Source organism: Promicromonospora vindobonensis (assembly GCF_042685865.1).
GTDB classification, from domain to species: Bacteria; Actinomycetota; Actinomycetes; order Actinomycetales; family Cellulomonadaceae; genus Promicromonospora; species Promicromonospora vindobonensis.
The window spans coordinates 3,160,420-3,183,775 of sequence record NZ_JBHUOG010000002.1 but is presented as its reverse complement, the minus strand read 5'-3'; the positions used below and the strand labels follow the sequence as shown (position 1 = coordinate 3,183,775).

At 71.3% G+C, this 23,356-nt stretch carries 24 protein-coding genes; 15 read left to right on the top strand and 9 right to left on the bottom strand.

The annotated features are described in order from the left end of the window. Positions 1-28 precede the first annotated feature (28 nt). Positions 29-511 carry a glutathione peroxidase gene (locus tag ACFS27_RS27405; protein ID WP_377190267.1) on the bottom strand — a complete coding sequence of 161 codons (483 nt, stop codon included), beginning with the start codon at positions 509-511 and terminating at the stop codon, positions 29-31. Positions 512-689: 178 nt separating this feature from the next. On the opposite strand from ACFS27_RS27405, the gene ACFS27_RS27400 reads away from it, so the two are divergent. The 6 genes from ACFS27_RS27400 to ACFS27_RS27375 all read left to right on the top strand — a co-directional run bounded on the left by ACFS27_RS27400 (position 690) and on the right by ACFS27_RS27375 (position 5,794). Next, positions 690-1,703: a pseudouridine synthase gene (locus ACFS27_RS27400; protein ID WP_377190265.1), complete on the top strand. Its 1,014-nt coding sequence runs from the start codon at positions 690-692 to the stop codon at positions 1,701-1,703. A gap of 79 nt (positions 1,704-1,782) precedes the next feature. Then, positions 1,783-3,018 (top strand): alanine racemase, encoded by a 1,236-nt coding sequence (gene alr, locus ACFS27_RS27395; protein WP_377190263.1) that lies wholly within the window; start codon positions 1,783-1,785, stop codon positions 3,016-3,018. Positions 3,019-3,050: 32 nt separating this feature from the next. After that, positions 3,051-3,587 (top strand): tRNA (adenosine(37)-N6)-threonylcarbamoyltransferase complex ATPase subunit type 1 TsaE, encoded by a 537-nt coding sequence (gene tsaE / locus ACFS27_RS27390; RefSeq protein WP_377191201.1) that lies wholly within the window; start codon positions 3,051-3,053, stop codon positions 3,585-3,587. A 67-nt stretch (positions 3,588-3,654) separates the two neighbouring features. Further along, entirely contained in the window at positions 3,655-4,395 is a 741-nt protein-coding gene (tsaB, locus tag ACFS27_RS27385; protein WP_377190261.1) for a tRNA (adenosine(37)-N6)-threonylcarbamoyltransferase complex dimerization subunit type 1 TsaB, read from the top strand. Continuing rightward, positions 4,392-4,940 (top strand): ribosomal protein S18-alanine N-acetyltransferase, encoded by a 549-nt coding sequence (gene rimI / locus ACFS27_RS27380; RefSeq protein ID WP_377190259.1) that lies wholly within the window; start codon positions 4,392-4,394, stop codon positions 4,938-4,940. Before tsaB ends, rimI begins: the two co-directional genes overlap by 4 nt. After that, entirely contained in the window at positions 4,937-5,794 is an 858-nt protein-coding gene (locus ACFS27_RS27375) for a sulfurtransferase (RefSeq protein ID WP_377190257.1), read from the top strand. Before rimI ends, ACFS27_RS27375 begins: the two co-directional genes overlap by 4 nt. A gap of 24 nt (positions 5,795-5,818) precedes the next feature. On the opposite strand, the gene ACFS27_RS27370 is transcribed toward ACFS27_RS27375, so the two are convergent. Together ACFS27_RS27370 and tsaD are read right to left on the bottom strand one after the other, a co-directional pair. Next, positions 5,819-6,538: a hypothetical protein gene (locus tag ACFS27_RS27370; RefSeq protein WP_377190255.1), complete on the bottom strand. Its 720-nt coding sequence runs from the start codon at positions 6,536-6,538 to the stop codon at positions 5,819-5,821. 56 nt (positions 6,539-6,594) lie between these two features. Further along, complete coding sequence (gene tsaD, locus ACFS27_RS27365) at positions 6,595-7,638, bottom strand: tRNA (adenosine(37)-N6)-threonylcarbamoyltransferase complex transferase subunit TsaD (protein WP_377190253.1); 1,044 nt, start codon at positions 7,636-7,638, stop codon at positions 6,595-6,597. A 109-nt stretch (positions 7,639-7,747) separates the two neighbouring features. On the opposite strand from tsaD, the gene ACFS27_RS27360 reads away from it, so the two are divergent. After that, on the top strand, positions 7,748-8,362 hold the full coding sequence (locus tag ACFS27_RS27360) for a malonic semialdehyde reductase (RefSeq protein WP_377190251.1): 615 nt from the start codon (positions 7,748-7,750) through the stop codon (positions 8,360-8,362). Between the two features lie 7 nt (positions 8,363-8,369). Here the strand turns inward: ACFS27_RS27360 and ACFS27_RS27355 are convergent, their stop codons facing one another. Next, positions 8,370-9,545, bottom strand: coding sequence for a glutamate--cysteine ligase (locus ACFS27_RS27355; protein WP_377190249.1), 1,176 nt, complete (start codon positions 9,543-9,545; stop codon positions 8,370-8,372). Next, positions 9,542-10,810 carry a class I SAM-dependent methyltransferase gene (locus ACFS27_RS27350; protein ID WP_377190248.1) on the bottom strand — a complete coding sequence of 423 codons (1,269 nt, stop codon included), beginning with the start codon at positions 10,808-10,810 and terminating at the stop codon, positions 9,542-9,544. The genes ACFS27_RS27355 and ACFS27_RS27350 overlap by 4 nt, the downstream gene beginning before the upstream one ends. A gap of 334 nt (positions 10,811-11,144) precedes the next feature. On the opposite strand from ACFS27_RS27350, the gene groES reads away from it, so the two are divergent. Next, positions 11,145-11,441: a co-chaperone GroES gene (gene groES / locus ACFS27_RS27345; protein ID WP_253869104.1), complete on the top strand. Its 297-nt coding sequence runs from the start codon at positions 11,145-11,147 to the stop codon at positions 11,439-11,441. A 182-nt stretch (positions 11,442-11,623) separates the two neighbouring features. Here groES and ACFS27_RS27340 read toward each other — a convergent pair whose 3' ends face one another. Continuing rightward, on the bottom strand, positions 11,624-11,911 hold the full coding sequence (locus ACFS27_RS27340; protein ID WP_274993201.1) for a WhiB family transcriptional regulator: 288 nt from the start codon (positions 11,909-11,911) through the stop codon (positions 11,624-11,626). A gap of 191 nt (positions 11,912-12,102) precedes the next feature. Between ACFS27_RS27340 and ACFS27_RS27335 the strand changes: the two genes are divergently transcribed. Then, a complete protein-coding gene (locus ACFS27_RS27335; RefSeq protein WP_377190245.1) occupies positions 12,103-13,359 on the top strand; it encodes a MerR family transcriptional regulator in 1,257 nt (418 codons plus the stop codon). Positions 13,360-13,426: 67 nt separating this feature from the next. Continuing rightward, on the top strand, positions 13,427-14,941 hold the full coding sequence (gene guaB / locus ACFS27_RS27330; RefSeq protein WP_377190244.1) for an IMP dehydrogenase: 1,515 nt from the start codon (positions 13,427-13,429) through the stop codon (positions 14,939-14,941). A 108-nt stretch (positions 14,942-15,049) separates the two neighbouring features. Here the strand turns inward: guaB and ACFS27_RS27325 are convergent, their stop codons facing one another. Then, entirely contained in the window at positions 15,050-16,663 is a 1,614-nt protein-coding gene (locus ACFS27_RS27325; RefSeq protein ID WP_377190242.1) for a flavin monoamine oxidase family protein, read from the bottom strand. 359 nt (positions 16,664-17,022) lie between these two features. On the opposite strand from ACFS27_RS27325, the gene ACFS27_RS27320 reads away from it, so the two are divergent. Then, entirely contained in the window at positions 17,023-17,661 is a 639-nt protein-coding gene (locus ACFS27_RS27320; RefSeq protein WP_377190240.1) for a Rid family hydrolase, read from the top strand. Positions 17,662-17,711: 50 nt separating this feature from the next. Here the strand turns inward: ACFS27_RS27320 and ACFS27_RS27315 are convergent, their stop codons facing one another. Next, complete coding sequence (locus tag ACFS27_RS27315; RefSeq protein ID WP_377190238.1) at positions 17,712-18,434, bottom strand: exonuclease domain-containing protein; 723 nt, start codon at positions 18,432-18,434, stop codon at positions 17,712-17,714. A gap of 171 nt (positions 18,435-18,605) precedes the next feature. On the opposite strand from ACFS27_RS27315, the gene ACFS27_RS27310 reads away from it, so the two are divergent. The 4 genes from ACFS27_RS27310 to ACFS27_RS27295 all read left to right on the top strand — a co-directional run bounded on the left by ACFS27_RS27310 (position 18,606) and on the right by ACFS27_RS27295 (position 22,668). Continuing rightward, on the top strand, positions 18,606-19,730 hold the full coding sequence (locus tag ACFS27_RS27310) for a GuaB3 family IMP dehydrogenase-related protein (RefSeq protein WP_377190236.1): 1,125 nt from the start codon (positions 18,606-18,608) through the stop codon (positions 19,728-19,730). Continuing rightward, positions 19,727-20,206, top strand: coding sequence for a GNAT family acetyltransferase (locus ACFS27_RS27305; protein ID WP_377190234.1), 480 nt, complete (start codon positions 19,727-19,729; stop codon positions 20,204-20,206). Before ACFS27_RS27310 ends, ACFS27_RS27305 begins: the two co-directional genes overlap by 4 nt. A 105-nt stretch (positions 20,207-20,311) precedes the next feature. Beyond that, positions 20,312-21,946, top strand: coding sequence for a succinic semialdehyde dehydrogenase (locus ACFS27_RS27300; protein WP_377190232.1), 1,635 nt, complete (start codon positions 20,312-20,314; stop codon positions 21,944-21,946). 239 nt (positions 21,947-22,185) lie between these two features. After that, a complete protein-coding gene (locus ACFS27_RS27295; protein WP_377190230.1) occupies positions 22,186-22,668 on the top strand; it encodes a hotdog fold domain-containing protein in 483 nt (160 codons plus the stop codon). Positions 22,669-22,701: 33 nt separating this feature from the next. Here the strand turns inward: ACFS27_RS27295 and ACFS27_RS27290 are convergent, their stop codons facing one another. Next, positions 22,702-23,325, bottom strand: a complete 624-nt coding sequence (locus ACFS27_RS27290; RefSeq protein WP_377190229.1) for a SanA/YdcF family protein — start codon at positions 23,323-23,325, stop codon at positions 22,702-22,704. Positions 23,326-23,356: the final 31 nt, after the last annotated feature.

Sequence of the window (23,356 nt, the reverse complement as noted above, 5' to 3'; positions counted from 1 at the left end):
GCGCGGGCCGCCGCCGAGCGGCCCGACCTCAGCGGGGGAGGTGCGCCTCGATCTCGTCGACGATCGCCGGGTCGTCCGGCAGGGTCTTCGGTGCGTACCTGCGCACGTCACCACCGGGCAGGACCAGGAACTTCTCGAAGTTCCAGCGGATCTTGCCCGAGTGGCCCCCGGCGTCCTCCGTCTTCTTGAGCTCTTCGTACAGCGGGTGAGCGTGCCGGCCGTTCAACCTGATCTTGTCGAGCACGGGGAACGTGACGCCGTAGGTCATGGAGCAGAACTCGGCGATCTTCTCGTTCGAGCTCAGCTCCTGCAGGAACTGGTTGCTGGGAAAGCCCAGCACCGTGAAGCCACGGTCCTGGTACTTCTTCTGCAGCTTCTCCAGGGTCTCGTACTGCGGCGCCAGGCCGCACCGCGAGGCCACGTTCACCACGAGCACGACGTCGTCCTTGTGCTCGGCCAGCGAGATCTCGGTGCCGTCCATCGTGTGGAAGGGAATGTCGTAGAGGGTCACCCGCCCATCCTCCACCCGTTGTCCGGACCAACGGAACCCTCGGCGGCGAACCGGACCGTCGGGTAGACACCACTAATCCGAGCCCAGTTGCCCTGCGTAGACGTTGTCTACTCTCGGCAACACACTCCGATCGGCACAACCTTTTCCGGCTCCCGCCCGGCCGGGTTAGGTTGACATCGTGACCCACCCGCCGGCGGGCGCCCGCCGCACCCCCGGCCCCGCCAAGCACCGACCGCCACTGCCCGTGCGGGACGGGCTCAACCCGACCCGGCTCGTGCTGCCGCACGACCCCGGCGTGATCGCGCGGTTCCCGTACGCGCTCGACTACCTCCTCGACCGCTTCCACGACGACGAGGCCCGCCTGCTCGAGAAGCTCGCGCTCGGCGAGATCGTCACGGGTCGCGGCGAGCCCCTCACCCCGACGACGCCGTACGAGCCGCGCGGGTTTCTCTACCTCTACCGCGACCCGCCGACCCACGAGGACACGATCCCGTTCGAGCCTGAGGTGCTGCACCACGACGAGGACCTGCTGGTCGTGGACAAGCCGCACTTTCTCGCGACGATGCCCCGCGGACGCTGGGTGCGGCAGACCGCCCTCGTCCGCCTCCGGATCGCCCTCGACCTGCCCGAGCTCTCCCCGGCGCACCGGCTCGACCGCGGCACGGCCGGCGTGCTCGTCCTCACCGTGCGGCCGGAGGTGCGCGGCGCGTACCAGGAGGCCTTCGCCCGACGCGAGGTCCGCAAGGTCTACGAGGCGGTGGCGCCGCTCAGGCCGTCGGACAGCGCGCTGCCCGAGGCCGCCCGGGTCGCCGGGGGAGAACCCGTCACCCTCCGCAGCCGCATCGTGAAGCGGCGCGGCGTCACCCGCGCGGAGGAGATCCCCGGCGAGCCGAACGCCGAGTCGCTGATCACCCTCGCGGCGGCCGACGACGCGCGCGGCCTCGGCCTCTACCGGCTGGAACCCCACACCGGCAAGACGCACCAGCTTCGGCTGCACATGGCGGCCCTCGGGCTGCCGATCCTGCACGACCCGTTCTGGCCGGAGCTCCGCGACAGCGACCCCGACGACTTCGACCGCCCGCTGCAGCTCCTGTCCCGCTCCCTCGAGCTCACCGACCCGCTGTCCGGGCGGCAGCGCCGCTTCGAGTCCCGCAGAAACCTGAGCGAATGGCTCGGTTCGACCGCCCCGTAGCCGTCGTACCCCCAGGCCGGTCGAGCGACCTGACGGTCTGACCCCTCCGCTGGAACGGACAGGTGCAAGAATCTTCAGGATGAGCACCATCCCCGACTATCCCGCACGCGCGGTCGTCGATCTGGACGCGATCCGCGACAACGTGCGCGCCCTGCGGGCGACCGCCCCGACCGCGCAGGTCATGGCCGTCGTCAAGGCCGACGCATACGGGCACGGGCTGGCGCCCGCTGCCCGGGCGGCGCTCGCGGGCGGTGCCACCTGGCTCGGTACGGCACACGGTACGGAAGCGCTGGCGGTCCGCGCCGCCGTCGGACCCGAACCCCGCGTCCTGACCTGGCTCTACGCACCCGGCGCACCGTTCGCCGAGCTGGTCCGGGAGGACGTCGACATCGCGGTCGCCGCCCCCTGGGCCCTCGACGAGGTGGCCGACGGTGCCCGCGCAGCCGGCCGGACCGCCCGCGTGCACCTCAAGGTCGACACCGGGCTCGGCCGCAACGGGATCACCCCCGAGGACCTGCCCGCGGTCCTCGACCGGGCCGCGGCGCTGCAGGCGGACGGAGCGCTCGCCGTCATCGGGCTCATGTCGCACTTCGCCATCGCCGACGAGCCCGACGACCCGTCCGTGAAGATGCAGACCCACGCCTTCGAGGACGCGATCCGCATCGTCGAGGGAGCAGGGATGCCCCTCGAGGTGCGACACATCGCCAACTCCGCTGCGACCCTCACCAACCCGGCGGCGCACTACGACCTGGTGCGCCCGGGGATCGCCGTCTACGGGCTCTCGCCGGTCCCGCACCTGGGCGCGCCGGGCGACTACGGGCTGCGCCCCGCGATGACGCTCGAAGCACGCCTCGCCACCGTCAAGCGGGTGCCGGCAGGCCGCGGCGTCTCGTACGGCCACTTCTACACGACGACGCAGGACACCGTGCTCGGCGTGATCCCGCTCGGGTACGGGGACGGGATCCCGCGGCACGCGTCGGGCGGCTCGCTCGGCCCTGGCGGTCCCGTCCTGGTGGGCGGCGGCGTGGACGACGTCGCGGCCCCCGGCACCGGCCTCGGCACCGCCCGCGTCCTGCGGGTGGCCGGCCGGGTGTGCATGGACCAGGTGATGCTCGACCTCGGCCCGTACGCTCCGGAGCAGGCCGGTGACGTCGTCACGCTGTTCGGTGCGTCGGACGGGCTGACCCGGGCCGGCGCACCCAACGCAGAGGACTGGGCACAGGCCGCAGGCACCATCAGCTACGAGATCGTGACGCGCCTCGGGGCGCGCGTGCCGCGCGTGTACGCAGGCACGGCAGGAAGGGAGACCGCGTGAGCGGGGCAGCAGGAGGGCAGGGCGACATCGTGATGTCAGAGGGAGTGACGCTGGAGCTGCCCGACGCCGAGACGACGCGCGCGCTGGGCGCCGCCCTCGCCGAGGAGCTCCGTGCAGGGGACCTGGTCATCCTCACGGGCGACCTCGGCGCCGGAAAGACGACCCTGACCCAGGGGATCGGCGGGGCGCTGAACGTACGGGGCCAGGTCGCCTCGCCCACGTTCATCGTGGCGCGCGAGCACCCGGCGCTGCCACGTGCCGACGGGACGAACGGCCCCGGCCTCGTGCACGTCGACGCCTACCGGCTCGGCGGGCTGAGCGAGCTCGACGCGCTCGACCTCGACTCGTCCCTCGAAGACTCCGTGACGGTCGTCGAGTGGGGACGGGGCCTGGCCGAGGCGCTCGCGGACGACCGGCTGGAGATCGACCTGGAGCGCCCGCGCGGCGCGCCGTCGTTCGACCCCGGCGTGGCCGCGGAGGAAGACCCGGAGGCGGGGACCCGCAAGGCGACGATCCGTGCCGTCGGACAGCGCTGGGCCGGTGTGGACCTCAGCAGGCTGCTGAGCTGAGGCGTATCTGCGCAGGATCTGCCGCTGAGCCGACCAGGGCCGACGGTCGGCGTAATACCCTGGTCATGTGGCCGTTCTTGCTCTTGATACCTCAGCTGCAGTCGCCGTCTCGCTCGTCTCCGAAGACGGTGCGCGTCTCGCGTCCCGCGCCTCGGACGAGCGCCGCAGGCACGCCGAGTCCCTCGCGCCCCTGATCGAGGAGGTTCTCGCCGAGGCGGGGATCGAGGTCGGCGACCTGACCGCCGTCGTCGCCGGTACGGGGCCGGCCCCGTTCACCGGCCTCCGCGTCGGCCTGGTCACGGCGCGCACGCTCGCGCTCACGCTCGACATCCCCGTGCTGGGCGTGCCCAGCCTCGACGCGCTGGCCGTCCAAGCCATCAGCGACCTCGGGCTGAGGCCGGGCACGGAGATCCTCGCGACCTCCGACGCGCGCCGCAAGGAGGTCTACTGGGCGCGCTACCGCGTGGTCGCGCTCGAGGGCCCCCACGGCTTCCCGGTCGCCGAGCGGCTCGCGGGGCCCGACGTCGACCGGGCGGGGTTCGTCGCACAGGCGCAGCTCGCCCCGCCCGAGACCGAGGACGGGCAGCTGCCCGTCGTGATCGGCGAGGGGGCGATGCTCTACCCGGAGTTCCTCCCCGTCGCCGACGACGCGCCGCTCGTCCCCGACGCGACGGTGCTGGCCCGGCTGGCGCTCGTGCGCCGCGCCGCGGGCGAGGAGCAGCCGTCCGAGCCCCTGTACCTCCGGCGTCCGGACGTGCACGAACCCGCACGGACCTCGACCGCACCGACCACCGGGGGCGTCGCGTGATCACCGAGGTGCGGCTCCGTCCGCTGCGCAACGCCGACTTCGACCGGGTGCTGGAGCTGGAGCGTCAGCTGTTCGGCCGGGGCGCCTGGACCTACGGGATGCTCGCCGACGAGCTGGCAGGGCTCGGCCGCTGGTACATCGTGGCGGAGCCGGAGCGGCTCGACCGCGCGGGCGAGCAGCCCGTCGTCGGCTACGCGGGCCTGTGGTTCGACGGCGACGTCACGCAGGTCATGACCATCGGCGTCGACCCGGCCGCCCAGCGGCACGGCGTCGGCAGGCAGCTCATGACCGCGCTGGTCGAGCGCTCGCGCAAGGTCAAGGCAGGAGCGGTGCTCCTGGAGGTCCGGGTCGACAACGCCCCGGCGATCGAGATGTACCGGGAGTTCGGGTTCGAGGTCCTCGGCGTGCGCAAGCGCTACTACCAGCCGGAGGACATGGACGCGTTCACGATGCGCCTCGACCTGGCCGTAGCGGCGGACGACGTGGCGGACGCTCCGGTCGACACCCCGGACACGCCCGACGACGAGGCGGGGGACGCGGCGTGAGAGAACGAGTGCTGGTCGACGCGACCACGCTGGCGGCGGACCTGCAGGTCGGCGGGGGACCTGACCCGGTCGAGGGGCGTCCGGTCGTCCTCGACGTCCGCTGGGCGCTCGGTATGACCGACGGCCACGAGCAGTACCGTGCCGGCCACGTCCCTGGCGCGGTGTACGTGGACCTGGAGACCGAGCTCGCCGCCCACGCGACGCCGGCCGCCGGACGACACCCGCTGCCGTCGACGTCGGCGTTCCAGCAGGCCGCACGCCGCTGGGGTGTCTCGAAGGACTCGCACGTCGTTGTCTACGACTCCGTCGGCGGGACCTCCGCCGCCCGCGCCTGGTGGCTGCTGCGGTACTTCGGCGTGCAGGCGGTACGCATCCTTGACGGCGGCCTCGCCGCCTGGTCCGCCGAGGGTCTCGTCCTCGAGCCGGGTGACGTGACGCCCGAGCCGGGCGACGTCGTCGCGCAGCCGGGTGGTATGCCCGTCCTGGACGCCGACGAGGCGGCCGCGCTGGCCGACGGCGACGGGGTGCTCCTCGATGCCCGGGCCGCCGAGCGCTACCGCGGCGAGGTGGAGCCCGTCGACCCGCAGGCCGGGCACATCCCCGGGGCGGCCAGCGCGCCGACCACCGGGAACCTGGGTGCGGACGGTCGGTTCCTCTCGACCGCGGACCTGAGGCGGCGCTTCGGCGAGCTGGGGGTCGCGACGGGCTCGACGGGCGTGTACTGCGGCTCGGGAGTCACGGCGTCGCACGAGGTGGCGGCCCTCGCCGTGGCCGGAGTGGAGGCAGCCCTGTACCCAGGGTCGTGGTCGCAGTGGTCGAACGACCCGGCACGCGAGGTCGCGACGGGGGCGTGAACCCCCGCGAGGGGATACCGACCCTCATGGCACGGTGCGCTGCTCGCTGAGCACGGTGATCTTCTGCCACACCTTGCGGGACATGCTCATGGTGAGCGTCTCGATCGTGGACACCGTGCTCAGCACTATCTCGTCCTGCGACTCCTCCGCGCACAGCGCCGCCGCCTTGCTCACGATGGACAGGAGCTCCGTGCAGTACTCCAGGTAGTACTCGACCTGCTCGGGCGTGAGGTCGACGTCGCCGTCGGTCCCGCCCGCGAACGCGTCCCGCAGGCTCTCCGGCTCCTTGGTGAGCTGGTGCATGTCGATGATGTGTGCCAGCGACCGCAGCCGGTGCAGCTTGGCCAGCAGGTCAGAGCGCTGGGCCCGCTCCGGCAGCGAGTGCAGCACCACGACGGCGATCGCGACGAACACCAGGTCGTTCACGGCGCTCTCGATGAGCGGGAGCCAGTCGAGGCCGTTGTCCGGTGCCTCGGTGAAGGCGGCCTCGACGGCGAAGCCGAACGCGACCAGCGCCACCAGCACCACGACGCCGATCATGGCGCGCGAACCGGTGCGGACGAGGCGGCTGCGCCGGCGGGAACCCGCCGAGGTGTCGGCGACCTGCTCGGTCAGCGACGCGAGCTCCTGCGCCACCCGGTGGATTCCCCGGTCGGGGAACCGCGCGCCGATGCGGTCGCACAGCCGGCGGACCGTCTCGATGACGGGGACAGCCTCGAGCTTCTCCAGCGTTCTGTCAGGCACGGGAGGCAGCGTAGAGCCACCCGAGGGTGTCGCGGGGACAGGTTCAGACGGTGCTGTCAGACGGTGATGGTGGTCAACGGCATCGACGAGTCCACCGGGATGTCGAGGCTGCTCGGGGCGACGCCGGCGCGCAGGACGGCGGAGCCGAGCGCCGCGATCATCGCGCCGTTGTCCGTGCAGTACCGGATGGGCGGGATACGCAGGTCGATCCCCGCCTCTGCGCACCGCTTGGCCGCCATCTCGCGCAGCTGGCTGTTGGCCGAGAACCCGCCGCCGATGACCAGGGTGTCGACGCCGTGCTTGTGGCACGCGGCGATCGTCTTGGCGGTGAGCACGTCGGCGACGGCCTCGGCGAACGACGCGGCGACGTCGTGCACGGGGATGGCCTGTCCTGCGTCGGTGCGTGCCTCGACCCAGCGGGCGACCGCCGTCTTGAGACCGGAGAACGAGAAGTCGTACGCGTGCTTCGCCTGGTCCTTCGCGGCGGTGAGGCCGCGCGGGAAGCGGATGGCCGTGGGGTCGCCCTCCCGCGCGAGCCGGTCGATGTGCGGGCCGCCGGGGTAGGGCAGCCCGAGCAGGCGGCCGACCTTGTCGAAGGCCTCGCCGGCGGCGTCGTCCAGGGTGGAGCCCAGCTCCGTGACGTCGGTCGCGATGTCGTTCACCATCAGCAGCGAGCTGTGGCCGCCGCTCACCACGAGCGCCATCGCCCGCTCCGGCAGGGGCCCGTCGACGAGCTGGTCGACGCACGCGTGACCGATCACGTGGTTCACGCCGTACAGCGGCTTGTTCAGGCCGATCGACAGAGCCTTCGCGGCGGACGCCCCGATGGTGAGCGGCCCCACGAGGCCAGGACCAGCGGTGACGGCGACCGCGTCGACCTCGGACAGGTCGACGTCGGCCTCGCCGAGCGCCTTCTGGATGGTGGGGATCATCGCCTCGAGGTGGGCACGGCTGGCGACCTCGGGAATGATGCCGCCGTAGCGGGCGTGCTCCTCCATCGAGCTGGCGACGGCGTCGACCAGCAGCTCGTTTCCGCGGACCAGTGCGACACCGGTCTCGTCGCAGGAGGTCTCGATGCCGAGGACCAGGGGTTCTGCCATGGGGTCCAGCCTAATTGGTCGCGGTGGTGCGGAGGGTGACGTCCCGCCTGTGGCCGGGGTCATAGTTGAATTCGGAACTATCGCCGAGGGCAATCGTGTTGACGGGGGCATGACTGAGACGCTCGAGGCCACCGGCCTCGCCATCGACGACGTGACCGCTGACCGGCTCTTCCGTACGGCGCGCACCGTGACGACGTTCGCCGAGTCCGACGTGACCGACGAACAGCTCGCCGCCGTCTACGACCTCATCAAGTGGGGCCCCACCGCGATGAACGTCAGCCCGCTGCGCGTGCTGGTCGTGCGCACGCCCGAGGCACGGCAGCGCCTCGTGGCCAACGTGCCGGAGGGCAACCAGGAGCGTGTGGCGAACGCGCCGGTCACGCTCGTGCTCGCCTACGACCCGGAGTTCCACGAGCGCCTCGACGTCCTGGTCCCGCACCTGCCCGGCGCGCGCGAGATCTTCGCGGGCGACGACACGGTCCGCGCCGACGCCGCGCGCACCAACGCCCTGCTGCAGGCCGGCTACCTGCTCGTCGGCCTGCGCGCGGCGGGACTGGCCGCAGGCCCGATGCACGGCCTCTATGACGGGATCGACGCCGAGTTCTTCGCGGACAACGGCTGGAAGGGCTTCCTCGTCGTCAACGTGAGCGTGGCCGAGGGCGCAGACACCAGCCGCCCCCGCGCCCCGCGCCTGGAGTTCGACGAGGTCGCACAGGTCGTCTGACGCCGGGTCAGGTGGGCAGGGGGCGACCCTGGCGCATCTCTTCCACCATGGCGCGCACGACCGGCACCAGGTCGCCGTCGTGCGCGGCGGCGACCGCCTGCTGTCGCCGGTAGGAGGCGCCCGAGCGGACGATGTCCCGTACCCCGGCGAGCTCCGCGGCGCAGTCGAGCCGGTGCGCGACCGGCTCCAGCTCGACCAGCAGCTTGCCGATGGCGTCCGCGATCGGCCCCTGGTTGCCGTCGGCGTCGAGGATCACCGTGGCGTCGAGGCCGTAGCGCGCGGAACGGAACTTGTTCTCCTCGACGAACCAGGGCGGCAGCACCGGCAGGGTGCGGCCCTGGTCGAGCTGCGTGGACAGGTGCTCCACGAGGCAGTGCACCAGGGCTGCCAGCGTGAGGGCCTCCGCCAGGTTGGTGGGTCCGTCGCAGACGCGTACCTCCAGCGTGCCGAACGTCGGTGACGGCCGCACGTCCCAGTGCACCTCGTTGAACGCCTCGACCGCGCCGACGTGCAGCATGTCGCCCGCGTAGGCCTCCAGCTCCTGCCAGGTCCCGAACGCGACCGGCAGGCCGGAGCTCGGGATCTGCTGGAACAGCATCGACCGGTTGGACGCGTACCCGGTGGGCTCGCCCGCCCAGTACGGCGACCCGGCCGACAGGGCCTGCAGGTGCGGAAAGTAGGTGAGCATCGCACGCATCAGCGGGAGCGCCTTGTCACGGTGCTCGACCCCGACGTGGACGTGCAGCCCCCAGATGATCAGCTGCGCCCCCCAGATCCCCGTGCGCTCCATGATGCGGCTGTAGCGCTCCTTGTCGCCGACCTGCTGGTCCGCGGCCCGCGCGAGCGGGTGCGTCCCGCCGCCCATGAGGTCGAGGCCCAGCCGGTCGGTCGCCGTCCGGACGCGGTCGAGGAGGTGGGTCAGGTCCGTCCCCGCGTCGGCGACGGTGCCGCAGACGCCGGTGACCAGCTCGATCGTGTTCTTCATGAACTCGCCGGTCACGTGCGGGGCGTAGCTCGTCGAGGTGTGCCGGGGCTGGCCGACGTCGCGCGCGAGCGCGTCGAGCACGGCTGGCCCGGCCTGGGAGAGTTCGGCGGTGTCGGAGTCGACCAGCCCGATCTCCCACTCGAGGCCCACGGTGGAGCGAGGGGACTCGCCGAAGCCGAGCCGGACCGGCGAGCTCATACGGGTCCTAGTGGTTCGACGAGCAGTATCTGTTGGTTGCCTGCCACGCGTGTGAGCACGATCGTCGCCTCCTCGGTCCCGGTGAGCACGAGCTGCTTGCGAAGTTGCTCAGGCACCACCGCGGTGCCCCGCTTCTTGATCGTGATGCGTCCTACGTTCCGCGTCCGCAGGTATGACTTGAGTCGCTTCAGGCCGAACGGCATCGTGTCGAGCACCCGGTAGCCGGTGGCGACGGGGGCCTGCGCCCCGGCCGAGTCGGTGGGGCGCGCCGGAGGCAGGTCGGCAGGGCTGTCCGTGGTGACGTACGCGATGGTCGGGTCGACGAGGCGCCCGCCCAGCTCGGCGGCTGCCTGGCCGACGAGGCCGGCGCGGATGACCGCCCCGTCGGGTTCGTAGAGGTACTGGCCGACGGCCCCGACGTCCGGCACGACGTCGGAGCCCCGCACCGTGCGGCTGAGGGTGTGGTCCTTCCCGCCGTCGTCGGTGAACGTGCGCAGCACGAGCGCCGAGCGGCCGGGACCGTCGGGCGCGAGCGGTCCGAACCAGATCCCGGCCTCGACCACGTCGCCGTTGACGGAGACCCACTGCGTCTCCGCGTCGTCGGGCAGCCCGTCGTGCGGGATGCCCGGGCCGACCTTGATGCCGACGGCGGCCACCGTCTCGCGCAGCGCCCAGACGGAGTCGAGCGGAGGTTCGTAGGCGCGCGGGTCGAACACCCGACGGCTCCGCCCGCCCGAGCCGCCACCCACGCGGCGTGCCGGGTCGGCGTAGACGCCCTCGACGCCCTCCGCGCGCAGATCGAGGGAAAGGCCGTCGGCATGCCGCACGTCTGCCTCGGGGAAGTGGCGCAGGTTCCACTGCGCGATGGCGGCGGTGCACTCGTCCAGGTCGGTCGCGACGACCCGGAGGCCGGTCCCGGCGAAGGCGAGCGAGTCGGCGCCGATGCCGCAGGTCAGGTCGGCGAGCATCGTGACGCCGGCGTCGAGGTAGCGCCGGGCGTGCAGCGCAGCGACGAGGAGCCGGGTGGCCTGCTCCAGCCCGTCGGCGGTGAAGAGCATGCCGTCCGCGAAGTCGCCGAACTTGGCCCGCGCCCTTGCGCGCAGCCTCGACTGGGTCACCACGGCGGCCGCGAGGTCCGGTGCTATGCCCTTGTCGCGGAGCGTCGTCACGGTCTTCATGGCGTGTCGCTCGTCGTAGGGCGGAAGGGCACCAAGCAGGGCCCAGCCGTCGGGGCTGAGCAGTTTGCTCAGAATCGCCGCATCCATGGGAAGATCTTTCCACGTTTGGCCTGGTGGTGACGAGCGGCTCGACGGAACCTTTTCGTCGGGATGGCGTGTTTCCGGTGTGGCGGCGGCGCGTCGGTCCCGTGAGGTGTGAGCAGGTCCACCCGATTGGCACTCGCCTTGACCGAGTGCTAGCGCCGACCTAGATTTGGGGGTGTTCACCGCCGCGGGACCCCGTTCCACGGGCCCGCGGGGGAGAACCCAGACGTTCGTGCCCGCCGGCACCCGCGACGACGGCGGACGGTCGAACGTTCGAGCCACTTACGTCCATCACGCAGCTGATCTCTCGATCCGCTCACGAAAGAGGAGGTCCGACGTGTCGGTCCCCATCAAGCCGCTCGAGGACCGGATCGTCGTCAAGGCTCTCGAAGCCGAGACCACGACCGCTTCCGGCCTGGTCATCCCGGACACCGCCAAGGAGAAGCCCCAGGAGGGCGAGGTTCTGGCCGTTGGCCAGGGCCGCATCGACGACAACGGCAACCGTGTGCCGCTGGACGTCGCTGTCGGTGACAAGGTGATCTACTCCAAGTACGGCGGCACCGAGGTCAAGTACGCGGGTGAGGAGTACCTGGTGCTCTCCGCGCGCGACGTCCTCGCCGTGGTCGTGAGCTGACTCCAGCCCACGCCAGGTAGACGAGAGCCCCGCACCGGATGGTGCGGGGCTCTTGTCGTGCCCGTCGAATGTCGTGCCCGTCGAAGTCGGTCGTCCAGGCCGGCGGTCCGCAGCGGCGTTGTTGCAGACCGGGCGGAGCGACCAGCTTCGCGCGAAGAAAAGTGGTTCAGGCGGAAAGTGGTTCAGGCAGAGACGGACTTGCCGGCGAGGATGGCCGAGCGCTCGTCCTCGCTGAGCCCGCCCCACACGCCGTACGGCTCGCGCACGCGGAGCGACTGCTCGCGGCACTGCATCATCACGGGGCAGGAGCGGCAGATCGCCTTGGCGGCCTCGGCACGCCTGCGGCGTGTCGACCCGCGCTCGCCCTCGGGGTGGAAGAACAGGGTGTCGTCCGCGTCACGGCACGAACCCTGGTACTGCCATTCCCACAATTCCATTACCGGACCGGGAAGCCTCGAGATCTCCGTCATGCCGAACAACCTACAAGTTGTGCAGAAGTTGTTCAAGGGGCAATTTTTCCACTAGTGAGCAGAATCGGGTCAGCCGCAAGCGCGCCAGGCCTGACCGGTTTTGTATCGATCTGGACCAGATTCCACCGAGATCGGCGGCACGCCGGGTTTCGCAGTGGCGCTGAGAGGTCCAGGTCGGCAGAATCGAGTCCATGACTTCTTCGCGGCCTGCCCAGAGCTCGGGCGGGTCACGTTCATCCAGCCCCGGACTGGCCGTCGCCGCAGTTGCCAGACGCCTCGGGGTTGCGCCAGCCACCCTGCGTACGTGGGACCGCCGGTACGGGCTGGGCCCCTCTGGCCGCACCGCCGGGTCGCACCGCCGCTACACACCGGACGACGTCGCCCGGCTCCTCGTGATGCGCCGGCTGACGCTCGAGGGCGTTGCACCGGTGGACGCGGCCCGTGCCGCGGTCGAGGCGGGGCACGCCGAGCTCGAGGTGGCCACCCGGACCGCGCCCGCCCTGCCGACCGTGCAGGTCGAGGGCGACCCCGAGTCCCCGGAAGCGGAGTTCGCAGAGACCTTCCTCGGGACCGTCGAGGCGCCGGCCGCGCCCGGCGACGAGAAGGCCGACACCGTCGACGGGCCCGGCGAGACCGCTCCGGCAGGTCCTGCCGTTCCCGCGGGTCCGACGTCGGGCGGCGAGCAGGCGGACGAGCCGCGCGGCCGGGCTCGCCTGCGGGCCCTGCCGGGTGGGGCGACCGGTGGTGACGTCCCGGCCGCGGGGCTGCGGGCCGCGTCGTCCCCCGCGCCGACGTCCGGGCGGGTCTCCGCACTGGTCGACGCCGCACTCGCCTACAGCAGGACCGCCTGCGACAACCTGCTCGTGCTGGGCCCGGAGGGGGACCCCGCCACCTGGTGGACCGACCTCGTGGAGCCGGCCTGGCTGCGGCTGTCGGAGCGCACGGTCCTTGCCGGCCCGGGGGAGATGCCGGAGGTGGTCCTCGCGACCGCCGCGCTGCGCGCGCTGCGTCACTACACCGAGGAGTTCGAGCGCGTCATGGTCGAGGCGGGCGGCCCGCCGGCCAACCACCCGAGCCGGATGCGCAAGATCGTCCTGGTCTTCGCGGCTCCCGACGAGGTGGTGCCGCTGTCGGCCCACGCGCTCGCGGCAGCGCTCGCCGCGCAGGGTTCGATGGCGCGGATCGTCACCGGCCCCGCCAGCACCCACCGCTCGGTCGAGCTGGTGACCATGGTCCGCCCGACGGCGGTCGTGCTCGCCACCACGCAGACGAAGCCGGACCTCGACGTCGTGCACGCGGTGAACGAGAGCTATCCGGACCTGCCGATCTTCGTGGGCCTGCGTGCGGACGCCGCAGCGACGGACCTGCCCTTCGGACCCACGGTGCAGCGGGTCCGGTCGTTCACCGGGCTGCTGCACGAGGTGCTGGCCGTGATCAAGGCGAGGTGACGCACGCCTCGGGCCGGTCGGTTCGCCCGGCCAGGATCTGCGGCCGCTCGGGTCGTAGACTTGCTGCATGACGGACCAGACCTCGCCGGCCGACCCGTTCGGCTTCCTCGGGCTCACCTATGACGACGTCCTGCTGCAGCCGGGCTACTCCGACCTTGCGCCGTCGGACATCGACACGACGTCTCGCCTGACGCGCGAGATCTCGCTCAAGATCCCGTTGCTGTCAGCGGCGATGGACACGGTCACCGAGTCGGCGATGGCGATCGCCATGGCCCGCCAGGGTGGCCTCGGTGTGCTGCACCGCAACCTCTCCATCGAGGATCAGGCCTATCAGGTCGACCTCGTGAAGCGGACACAGACCGGCATCATCACGAATCCCGTCACGATCGGGCCGGACGCCACGCTCGAGGAGCTCGACACCCTCGCGGGCCAGTTCCGGATCTCCGGCTTCCCGGTGGTCGACGTCTCGAACAAGCTCATCGGCATGGTCACCAACCGCGACCTGCGCTTCACACCCGTCGCGGAGTGGGCCACCACCAAGGTGGACGAGGTCATGACGCCGCAGCCGCTGATCACCGGCCCGTCGACGATCTCGCGGGACGACGCGACGCTGCTGCTGCGCAAGCACAAGCTGGAGCGTCTGCCGCTGATCGACCCCGACGGCCGCATCACCGGGCTGATCACCGTGAAGGACTTCGTGAAGTCCGAGCAGTTCCCGGACTCGTCGAAGGACAGCCAGGGCCGTCTCATGGTCGGCGCGGCGATCGGCTACTTCGGCGACGCGTGGCAGCGTGCGACCGACCTGATCGAGGCCGGTGTGGACGTGCTCGTCGCCGACACCGCGCACGGCAACGTCCGCATGCTCATCGACATGGTCAAGCGGCTCAAGTCCGACCCCGCCACCAAGGACGTCCAGGTGATCGGCGGCAACGTCGCCACCCGTCAGGGTGCGCAGGCCTTCGTCGACGCGGGCGCCGACGCCGTGAAGGTCGGCGTCGGGCCGGGCTCGATCTGCACCACGCGCGTCGTGACCGGCGTCGGCGTGCCGCAGATCACCGCCGTCTACGAGGCGTCGCTGGCCTGCAAGCCCGCCGGCGTGCCCGTGATCGCCGACGGTGGCCTCAAGCACTCCGGCGAGATCGGCAAGGCCATCGTGGCGGGCGCCGACAGCGTGATGCTGGGCTCGCTGTTCGCCGGCTGCGAGGAGACCCCTGGCGACCTGGTGCTCGTCAACGGCAAGCAGTTCAAGACGTACCGCGGCATGGGCTCGATGGGCGCCATGTCCTCGCGGGGCAAGAAGTCCTACTCCAAGGACCGCTACTTCCAGGCCGAGGTCACGAGCGACGACAAGATCGTGCCGGAAGGCATCGAGGGGCAGGTGGCCTACAAGGGTCCGCTGTCCACCGTGGCGCACCAGCTCATCGGCGGGCTGCACCAGACGATGTTCTACACCGGCGCGCGGACCGTCCCGGAGCTGCAGGCCAACGGCAAGTTCATCCGCATCACGTCGGCGTCGCTCAAGGAGAGCCACCCGCACGACGTGCAGATGACCGTCGAGTCGCCGAACTACAGCGGATTCTGAACCGCTCGCCGGTTCAGGACGCTTTCGCTGGTCAGGCCTGTCGGGACCTCGGTCCCGGCAGGCCTGACCAACAGCTGAACAGGTTCGTGCGGCCGGCGTGCCCTGCCGTCAGCTGGACATGACGCGCTCGTGCAGGGTCTGGACCGCGTAGCGGGCGGACCAGAAGGCGCCGTGCTGCCATGCGGAGATCTCCGACATCCAGTCGCCCGCGATGTAGACGTTGCCCGCGCCCTGCTGCAACAGCTTGAAGCCGGTGGAGGCGGTGTTCGGATAGGCCCAGGCACCCTCGATGTAGGGCACCTTGTGCCAGGCGACGGAGAAGGAGCTGTCCAGCTCCGTGCGGTACTTCTCCCCGTGGATCTTCACACCCTGCGCGACGGCGCGCAGCTCTCGCTGCTTCGGCGCCAGGTCCGCGTACGCGCGGGCGTTGGCACCCGTGTTGTAGTAGCCGACGACGAGCCCCTTCTTCTCGCCGTACCCGTACGACGGGTACCAGAGGTGAGCGAGGTCCATGTCGGTCTCGGTGATGCCGCCGAAGATCCGGTGGTCGTCCTCCCAGAAGCGCGACCGGTACTGCAGACCGATCTTGCCGGCGGGGGAGCCGACGGAGAACTCGCCGAGCGCGGTGTCGACCGCAGGTCCCCAGTTGGTGTCCCACCGCCGCATGAGTCCCGCCGGCGCCGAGACGACGGCGAAGTCGGCCTCGATCTGGCGCGGCCTGCCGTTCCGGGCGGTGTAGGTGACCTTGACCCCGGCACCGGTGTTCTCGACGCCCGTGACGGGTGAGCCGAGGTGCACGTTCTGGGTGCCGATGGCCCGAACCATGTACTCGTAGGTCGTGTCCATGCCGCCCTTGGGCTGGAACATGAGCATCGACTGCTCCCAGTTGAGCTCGAACGGAAAGTACTGGCCCACCTTCGAGGCCAGCACGTCCGAGACCGTGCCGGGCCCGGGCAAGGGCGTGCCGTGCTCGTTCCACGCCGACGGATAGACCTCGTAGCCGCGGTTGCTGCCCCCTGCGTAGGTGCCGTCGGGCTTGAGCGAACCCCAGCTGCGCAGGAAGGAGCGCAGGTTCTCCTTGTCCGCAGCGGTCAGCCTCTGGTCGAGGGCGCCCTGGTCGGTGGCGTGGTGCAGCAGCTCCGACGTGTAGCCGAAGACGTCCGCCTTGGCGGTGCGGTACCGGACCGGGTTGCCCGGCGTCGCGCCGGACCTCTCGTTGTACAGGTAGGCGTCGGCGTTCGCGTTCGTGAACACCTCGTACGGCACCCCCAGCTCGCGGATGTAGTCCATGGTGACCATCCACTGCGCGATGCGGCCGGCGCCGGCGTTCAGGTAGACGCCGTCGGCGAACCTCGCGGTCTGGGTGACGCCGTCGACGTCGGTCTCGGAGTCCCCGCCGCGGATCGTCAGGGTTCGTCCGCCGGCGCGGTGCCGCGCCTCGAGCACGGTCACCCGGTAGCCGGCCTTCTGCAGCTCGTACGCGGTCGCGAGGCCGGCGGGCCCGGCTCCGACGACGACCACCTTCTTGGCGGAACGGCCGGTCAGCGTGAAGTCGCTGCCGCGCGGAGGGATCCAGGAATCGGCCTTCGGCTGGGCGGCCGCGCTGGGGGCCAGGCCCATCGCGCCCATGGTCGCGAACATGACGCCGGCGCTGGAGCCCGCGCCGACCGCCTGCAGGAAGTTACGGCGGGAGACGCCGGAGATGCTCTTCTCGGTGACCACGCTCTCTACCTCTCGTGTCGACAGGCCTGACGTGCTGCGGCCCGGCTCGAAGGCCGAGGGCCGCCGTCAGCACCGCGCCGGACGCTATGGAGCGCAGGTCACCGGGGAGGGTCGCCGTCGTTTCTGACCAATTGACCGCGGCAACCGGTGGTAACCATGTTGTTTCGGCGGGTTTGCGCAGGTCACCGTGGTTGCAGGGATGCGAGGAATGGCGACGTCGGACGTGTTCCCGGCGTGACCCGCGGCGTTCATCGCCCGGAAACTCCTCCTGGCTAGCGTCACGCGCCACCCGGTGCCGAGCGCCGGGCACCGTACCCGGACGCCGTCGTGGCGCCCGGCAGGCCAGCTGGAGGAGCACCATGAAGAACCGCACGAAGCTCGTCGCCGCCGTCGTCGTCACCGCCGCTGTCGCGATCCCGGGCACCGCCTTCGCCGCCACGCACGCCTTCCGGCCTGAGCCGACCCAGGCCCACTCCTTCGTCACCGGGGACACCCCGTCCATCGCCGACGGCGTGGCCATCGGCAAGAACGTCGCCTGGTACAAGTCCTCCGGTCTCGGCCCGGCCGCGCGCAACACCGCACCCGGCGCCTCCGCAGAGGAGCGCTACATCCCGACCGACGTCTTCCCGGGGGGCGAGCTGCCGGACGGGGTGACCCTCACGGAGGCTCAGGGCATCAACGCCCTCGCTCGGATCGGCGAGAACCTGAACAAGGCTGGGCTGTCCTACGACGACGTCGTCTCGATGCGGGTGTTCCTGCAGAACCCGAAGGGCGAGGAGAAGATGGACTTCGCCGGGTGGAACCGGGCCTACCGCCAGTTCTTCGCCAACACGAACCTGTCCACCGGCAAGGCCATCGACGTCTCGCTCGGGTCGGCGACGGTCGCGCCGATGGTCGTCAACGGCGCGCGCCCGTCACGCTTCGCCCTGGAGGTCGAGAACCTCCCGGTGGACGGGTGGCTCGTCGAGGTCGAGGTCGACGCCGTGTATCCCCGCTGAGCTCGGCCAGGCCCCGGTGTCCGGGGCCTGGCCGGTGGGAGGATGCTCGGTCAGATGCCTGCGGAGTACTGCACCGGCCAGGTCCCCGACGCGCCCGGTCCGTCCAGGCCCTGTTCCCGGCGCCACTCGTTGAAGCTCACGGCCCACTGGCGGTGTGCGCCGATCTGCTGCTGATGCAGGTCCGCCAAGGGCATGCGCTCCAGCTGCGGGAACCTGCGGGTCAGCGCCTCCAGCACGTCGAGGGTGGCGAGGACGTCCACCTCCGCGGTGTGGAGGTCGCCGTCCGACGTGACGCCGTACCACTGGGTCAGGTCCCCGAGGCGGCGCTTGCCCGCGCGGTACCGATCCAGCCAGCGGTCGATGACCAGCGGGTCCACCACCGGCTCCACCGGGTGCCCGAGGCGCTGTGGAAGGGTCTTGAGCCCGTGGCGCAGCAGCTCGGAGTCGAGCAACGAGAGGTCGAAGGCGGCGTTGTAGGCGACGACGGGTACGCCGTCGGCCAGGTGGGTGGCGAGCTCCGCCGCGATCTCCTCGAGGGCCTCGCGCGGCTGGACGCCGTGGGCGCGGGCGTGCTCCGTCGAGATGCCATGGATCGCCGCTGCCTCCTCCGGGATCTCCATGCCCGGGTCCATCAGCCAGGTACGGACCTCCGTGCCCACCCCGGGCGTGCGCAGCACGAGGGCTGCGGTGACGATGCGGTCGCCCGCGACATCCACCCCTGTCGTCTCGGTGTCGAAGCCCAGCAGCGGCCTGTTGATCCAGGTCTCGTTCATGGTGTCCTCCCTGCTCGTCCGGGTTTCTGTGCCATATGCGCCTCGCTCGGTACGGCCGCCCGGTGCGTCCATGGAGAACCTTGCCACCGGTCACCGACACTGTGGCCTGCCCCACCGTGCACATCACGGGAAGCTGCGCGCCGCACCAGGTCCGATGGGTAGGCTTGGTGGGTGAGCAACGAGATCGAGATCGGACGCGGCAAGCGCGGGCGGCGCGCCTATTCCTTCGACGACATCGCGGTGGTCCCGTCCCGGCGCACGCGTGACCCGAAGGACGTCTCGGTCGGCTGGCAGATCGACGCGTACCACTTCGACCTGCCGATCGTCGCGGCCCCGATGGACTCCGTGATGAGCCCGAGCAGCGCTGTGGCGCTGGGCCGGTTCGGCGGCCTCGGCGTGCTGGACCTCGAGGGCCTGTGGACCCGCTACGAGTCGCCCGAGCCGCTGCTCGAGGAGATCGCTGCCCTGCCCGCCGACGAGGCGACGCGGCGCATGCAGGCGATCTACGCGGAGCCCATCAAGCCGGAGCTCATCACGCAGCGACTCAAGGAGATCCGGGCCGCGGGCGTCACGGTCGCCGGCGCGCTCACCCCGCAGCGCACCCAGGAGTTCTACAAGACGGTGGTCGACGCCGGTGTCGACCTGTTCATCATCCGTGGCACCACGGTCTCGGCCGAGCACGTTTCGGGCAACGCCGAGCCGCTCAACCTCAAGCGGTTCATCTACGAGCTGGACGTGCCGGTCGTCGTCGGCGGGGCTTCGACGTACACCGCCGCACTGCACCTGATGCGCACGGGTGCCGCGGGCGTGCTGGTCGGGTTCGGCGGCGGAGCGGCGCACACCACCCGCGTCAGCCTCGGCATCCACGCGCCCATGGCCACCTCCATGGCCGACGTCGCGGCCGCCCGCCGTGACTACCTCGACGAGTCCGGCGGCCGCTACGTGCACGTCATCGCCGACGGCGGCGTCGGCCACTCCGGCGACATCGTCAAGGCAGTGGCCTGCGGTGCGGACGCCGTCATGCTCGGCGCCGCGCTCGCGCGTGCGGCCGAGGCGCCCGGCCAGGGCTTCCACTGGGGCCCCGAGGCGCACCACCCGCAGCTGCCGCGCGGCGAGCGCGTCGAGGTCGGCACGGTGGGCACGCTCGAGGAGATCCTCTTCGGCCCGGGCAAGCAGGCCGACGGCACCCTGAACCTGGTCGGCGCGCTCCGGCGCGCCATGGCGACCACCGGCTACTCCGACCTCAAGGAGTTCCAGCGAGTCGAGGTCGTCGTGTCGCCGTACCAGCCGCGATGACCGGGCGGCCCGACGGCGAGCCGCTCGCCCCGGTTCTCGCCGCGGCGCCCGCCGCCGACGGCGAGTTCGTGGAGATCACGGACGCCGACGTCGAGCAGGTCGTCGAGCTGTGGAAGACCTGCGAGCTGACCCGTCCATGGAACGACCCGTACGTCGACATCGCAGACGCCCGAGCCGGCGACGGCTCGACCGTCCTGGTCGCGCGGGCCGACGGCAGGGTGGCCGCCACCGCGATGGCCGGGCACGACGGACACCGCGGCTGGCTCTACTACGTGGCCGTCGCGCCGGAGCTGCAGAGCACGGGCCTCGGCCGAGCGGCAGTGGTCGCTGCCGAGGCGTGGCTGGTCGCTCGTGGCGCGCGCAAGATCCAGCTCATGGTGCGGACCACCAACACGGACGTGCTCGGCTTCTACGGCCGGATGGGCTACGCCGACCAGGAGTGCACCGTTCTGGGGCGCTGGATCGAGTCCGACTGAGTCTGCGTCGGGCGAGGTGCGCGTGCTGCGTCATCTGCCACACGAAAGTTAGTTTCACACACCTATCAATACGTGGCGCAGGGTTTTGCGCGTAGGGTGGCCGCCATGATCGACGACGCAGCAGCCGACGCAGCGGCTAGTGGTGCGGTCGGCGGTGTGCTCGACCCGGAGCACCCGCAGGGGACCTTTGTCCTTGAGCCAGGGGTCATGGCCCCGCTCGTGGCTCGGATCGCGACCTCCGAGGGATCTGGCACCCACAGGTCCATGTGCCCGTTCACGGGCGCCCCGCTCGTGACGTTCCCGGTATCTTCCGCTGAGGACGTCGCCGCGTGCGTCGTCCGGGCGCGGGTAGCGCAGCGAAGTTGGGCGCGCCTGTCGGTACGTGAGCGGGCCGGAGTCCTCCAGCGGCTCGGCCGGATCGTCCTGGACCGGCAGTCCGAGGCGCTCGACCTCGTCCAGCTGGAGACCGGCAAGTCGCGCCGTGCCGCCTTCGAGGAGATCGCGGACATCGCCCAGGTCGCTCGGCACTACGCCGTGCGCGGCGAGCGCTACCTCTCGTCCCGCCGGGCGCTCGGCATGGTGCCGCTGCTCGCGGGTGTTCAGGTGCACCGCAGGCCCGTCGGTGTGGTCGGAGCGATCTCGCCGTGGAACTACCCGCTGGTGCTCGCGCTCTCCGAGGCGCTGCCCGCGCTCCTCGCCGGCAACGCCGTGGTGCTCAAGCCGGACCCGCAGACCACTCTCACCGCGCTGTGGGCCGCAGAGGCCCTGGACGACGCCGGCCTGCCCGCCGGCCTGTTCCAGGTGGTCGCGGGCGGGCCGGAGGTCGGTGAGGCCCTGATCGAGCACGTGGACCACATCGCGTTCACCGGTTCGACCGCGACGGGCCGCAAGGTCGCGGCCCGCGCGGGCGAGCGCCTCATCGGTGCCACGCTCGAGCTGGGCGGCAAGAACGCGCTCTACGTGACCGACGATGTCGACGTCGACGCGGCAGTTCCCGGCATCGTGCGCGCCTGCTTCTCGAACGCCGGACAGCTGTGCGTGTCCATCGAGCGCCTGGTCGTGCACGAGGCGGTCGCCGAGGAGTTCGTCGCGAAGTTCGTGCGCGCCGTGCGGAGCCTGCGACTCGGCCCGGCACTGGACTACTCGGCCGAGGTGGGTTCGCTCACCTCCGCCGCGCAGCTCGACAAGGTGACGGCGCACGTCGACGACGCACTGGCCAGGGGCGCCCGGGTGCTTGCCGGCGGGGTGCATCGCGCCGACGTCGGCCCGTACTTCTACGCCCCGACGGTGCTCGACGACGTTCCGGCGCAGGCAGTGGTCACGCGCGAGGAGACCTTTGGGCCCGTCGTCACGATCACGCGCGTCGACTGCGACGAGGACGCCGTTGCCGTCATGAACGACACCGAGTACGGCCTGCACTCGGCCGTCTGGTCCCGGGACGTGGGCCGGGCGCGCCGCGTGGCCACCCGGATCGAGACCGGATCGGTAGCCATCAACGACGGCTACACGATGACCTGGGGGTCCGTCTCGGCTCCGCTCGGCGGCTGGAAGGCCTCGGGCCTGGGCGGACGGCACGGGGCGGCGTCGATCGACGGGCTCACCCGCCAGCAGACCGTCGTGACCGCGCGCGGCGCTCGGTTCGGTGCCACGCTCGACAGCCTCTACGGCCTCGGTGGCGACACCCCGAGCCGCGTGCTCACCACGGCGCTGGAGGCGATGCGCAAGCTGCGCATGGCGTGAGACGGAGGCGCAGCGCAGGGTGAGGGCCGAGGTACGAGGCACTCGCCCGGAGCGGAGCCGCAGTCTCACGCCATACGGGTGGAGCGTGAGGTGGAAATGCAGCGCAGGGTGAGGGCCGAGGTACGAGGCACTCGCCCGGAGCGGAGCCGCAGTCTCACGCCATACGGGTGGAGCGTGAGACGGGGGCGCAGCGCAGTGTGAGGTGAAGGGCCGTCACCGGGCCCGGTACGCTCGCCCGCATGACGACGCAGCTCCACGCCTTCTGGAAGTCCGCCAACTCCCTGCCGGTCATCGGCGCGGTGCTCGGCAAGCGGATCTTCACGGCGGCCTACACCCTCAAGGCCCCGTACTTCGGCAGCTTCGCCCCGCGAGTGGTCGACATGCGGCCGAACTACGGTGAGGTCGTGGTGCCCAACCGACGGCGCAACCGGAACCACATCGGCACGGTGCACGCGATCGCCGTCTGCAACGGGCTCGAGATGGCCATGGGCTCGCTCGCCGAAGCCACGGTGCCCGACAGCAAGCGGTGGCTGCCCAAGGGCATGGAGGTCGCCTACCTCGCGAAGTCGACCGGTGACGTCACGTGCGTGGCCGAGACCGACCAGGCGCAGTGGGACGGCGGCGACCCGGACCTGCCGGTGCGGGTGCGCGGGGTCCTGGCCGACGGGACCGTGGTGGTCGAGGGCACGATCCACCTGTGGGTCACGCCGAAGAAGAAGTGACCCCGGTCGGGCGACGTGGCGAGGACCGTCAGGTCAGCCGGTGCGGCGTCGGCCGAGGGATCGAACGGCGGCCTTCCAGCTCGCCGGTAGCTCACGCACGTGCCACCACGCCGCGCGGACCGGCACGGAGCTCGCGGCACTCACGCCCACCCCGACAGCGTCAAGTCCCGCCTCCACGCAGGAGAAGAGGGTGCGGCGCAGGTGGTAGTCCTGCGTGACGACGACGGCGGTGCGTGCTCCGTAGAGGTCGTAGGCGCGGCGGCAGGTCGCGGTGGTGTTGAAGCCCTCGCGGTCCAGGACTATCGCGTGGTCCGGGACGCCGAGGTCGTTGTCCAGGAGCCAGGCACGCATCGAGCCGGGCTCGTCGTAGCGGGTGCCGTCGGCGTTGTCGTGCGCGTCCCCGCTCAGGATGACCGTCGGTGCGATGCCCGCACGGTAGAGCTCGGCGCCCGCCTCCACGCGGCGGCGCAGGTACGTGGACGGCGTCCCGTCGGAGCGGAGCCCGGCCCCGAGGACGATGACGGCGTCGGCCTTCTCGATCTCGTTCGGGTCGTACCGCACCCGGGTGTGGCCGGTGGCCTGCACCGTTGCGACGGGGACGATGAAGGCGACGGCGAGCACGCCCGCGACGATCGCGGCGGCCTTGAGGGGAGTCACGTCGGGAACGGTACCGTGCTCGGCCTTGTGC

What these genes read in the sequence shown, in the direction of transcription:
- ACFS27_RS27350 (WP_377190248.1), bottom strand. Translation starts at nt 10,810, where the DNA reads ATGGATGCGGCGATTCTGAGCAAACTGCTCAGCCCCGACGGCTGGGCC.
- ACFS27_RS27315 (WP_377190238.1), bottom strand. Translation starts at nt 18,434, where the DNA reads ATGAACGAGACCTGGATCAACAGGCCGCTGCTGGGCTTCGACACCGAG.
- ACFS27_RS27355 (WP_377190249.1), bottom strand. Translation starts at nt 9,545, where the DNA reads ATGAGCTCGCCGGTCCGGCTCGGCTTCGGCGAGTCCCCTCGCTCCACC.
- ACFS27_RS27320 (WP_377190240.1), top strand. Translation starts at nt 17,023, where the DNA reads ATGAAGAACCGCACGAAGCTCGTCGCCGCCGTCGTCGTCACCGCCGCT.
- ACFS27_RS27295 (WP_377190230.1), top strand. Translation starts at nt 22,186, where the DNA reads ATGACGACGCAGCTCCACGCCTTCTGGAAGTCCGCCAACTCCCTGCCG.
- alr (WP_377190263.1), top strand. Translation starts at nt 1,783, where the DNA reads ATGAGCACCATCCCCGACTATCCCGCACGCGCGGTCGTCGATCTGGAC.
- ACFS27_RS27300 (WP_377190232.1), top strand. Translation starts at nt 20,312, where the DNA reads ATGATCGACGACGCAGCAGCCGACGCAGCGGCTAGTGGTGCGGTCGGC.
- tsaE (WP_377191201.1), top strand. Translation starts at nt 3,051, where the DNA reads ATGTCAGAGGGAGTGACGCTGGAGCTGCCCGACGCCGAGACGACGCGC.
- ACFS27_RS27335 (WP_377190245.1), top strand. Translation starts at nt 12,103, where the DNA reads ATGACTTCTTCGCGGCCTGCCCAGAGCTCGGGCGGGTCACGTTCATCC.
- guaB (WP_377190244.1), top strand. Translation starts at nt 13,427, where the DNA reads ATGACGGACCAGACCTCGCCGGCCGACCCGTTCGGCTTCCTCGGGCTC.
- ACFS27_RS27305 (WP_377190234.1), top strand. Translation starts at nt 19,727, where the DNA reads ATGACCGGGCGGCCCGACGGCGAGCCGCTCGCCCCGGTTCTCGCCGCG.
- ACFS27_RS27360 (WP_377190251.1), top strand. Translation starts at nt 7,748, where the DNA reads ATGACTGAGACGCTCGAGGCCACCGGCCTCGCCATCGACGACGTGACC.
- tsaD (WP_377190253.1), bottom strand. Translation starts at nt 7,638, where the DNA reads ATGGCAGAACCCCTGGTCCTCGGCATCGAGACCTCCTGCGACGAGACC.
- ACFS27_RS27340 (WP_274993201.1), bottom strand. Translation starts at nt 11,911, where the DNA reads ATGACGGAGATCTCGAGGCTTCCCGGTCCGGTAATGGAATTGTGGGAA.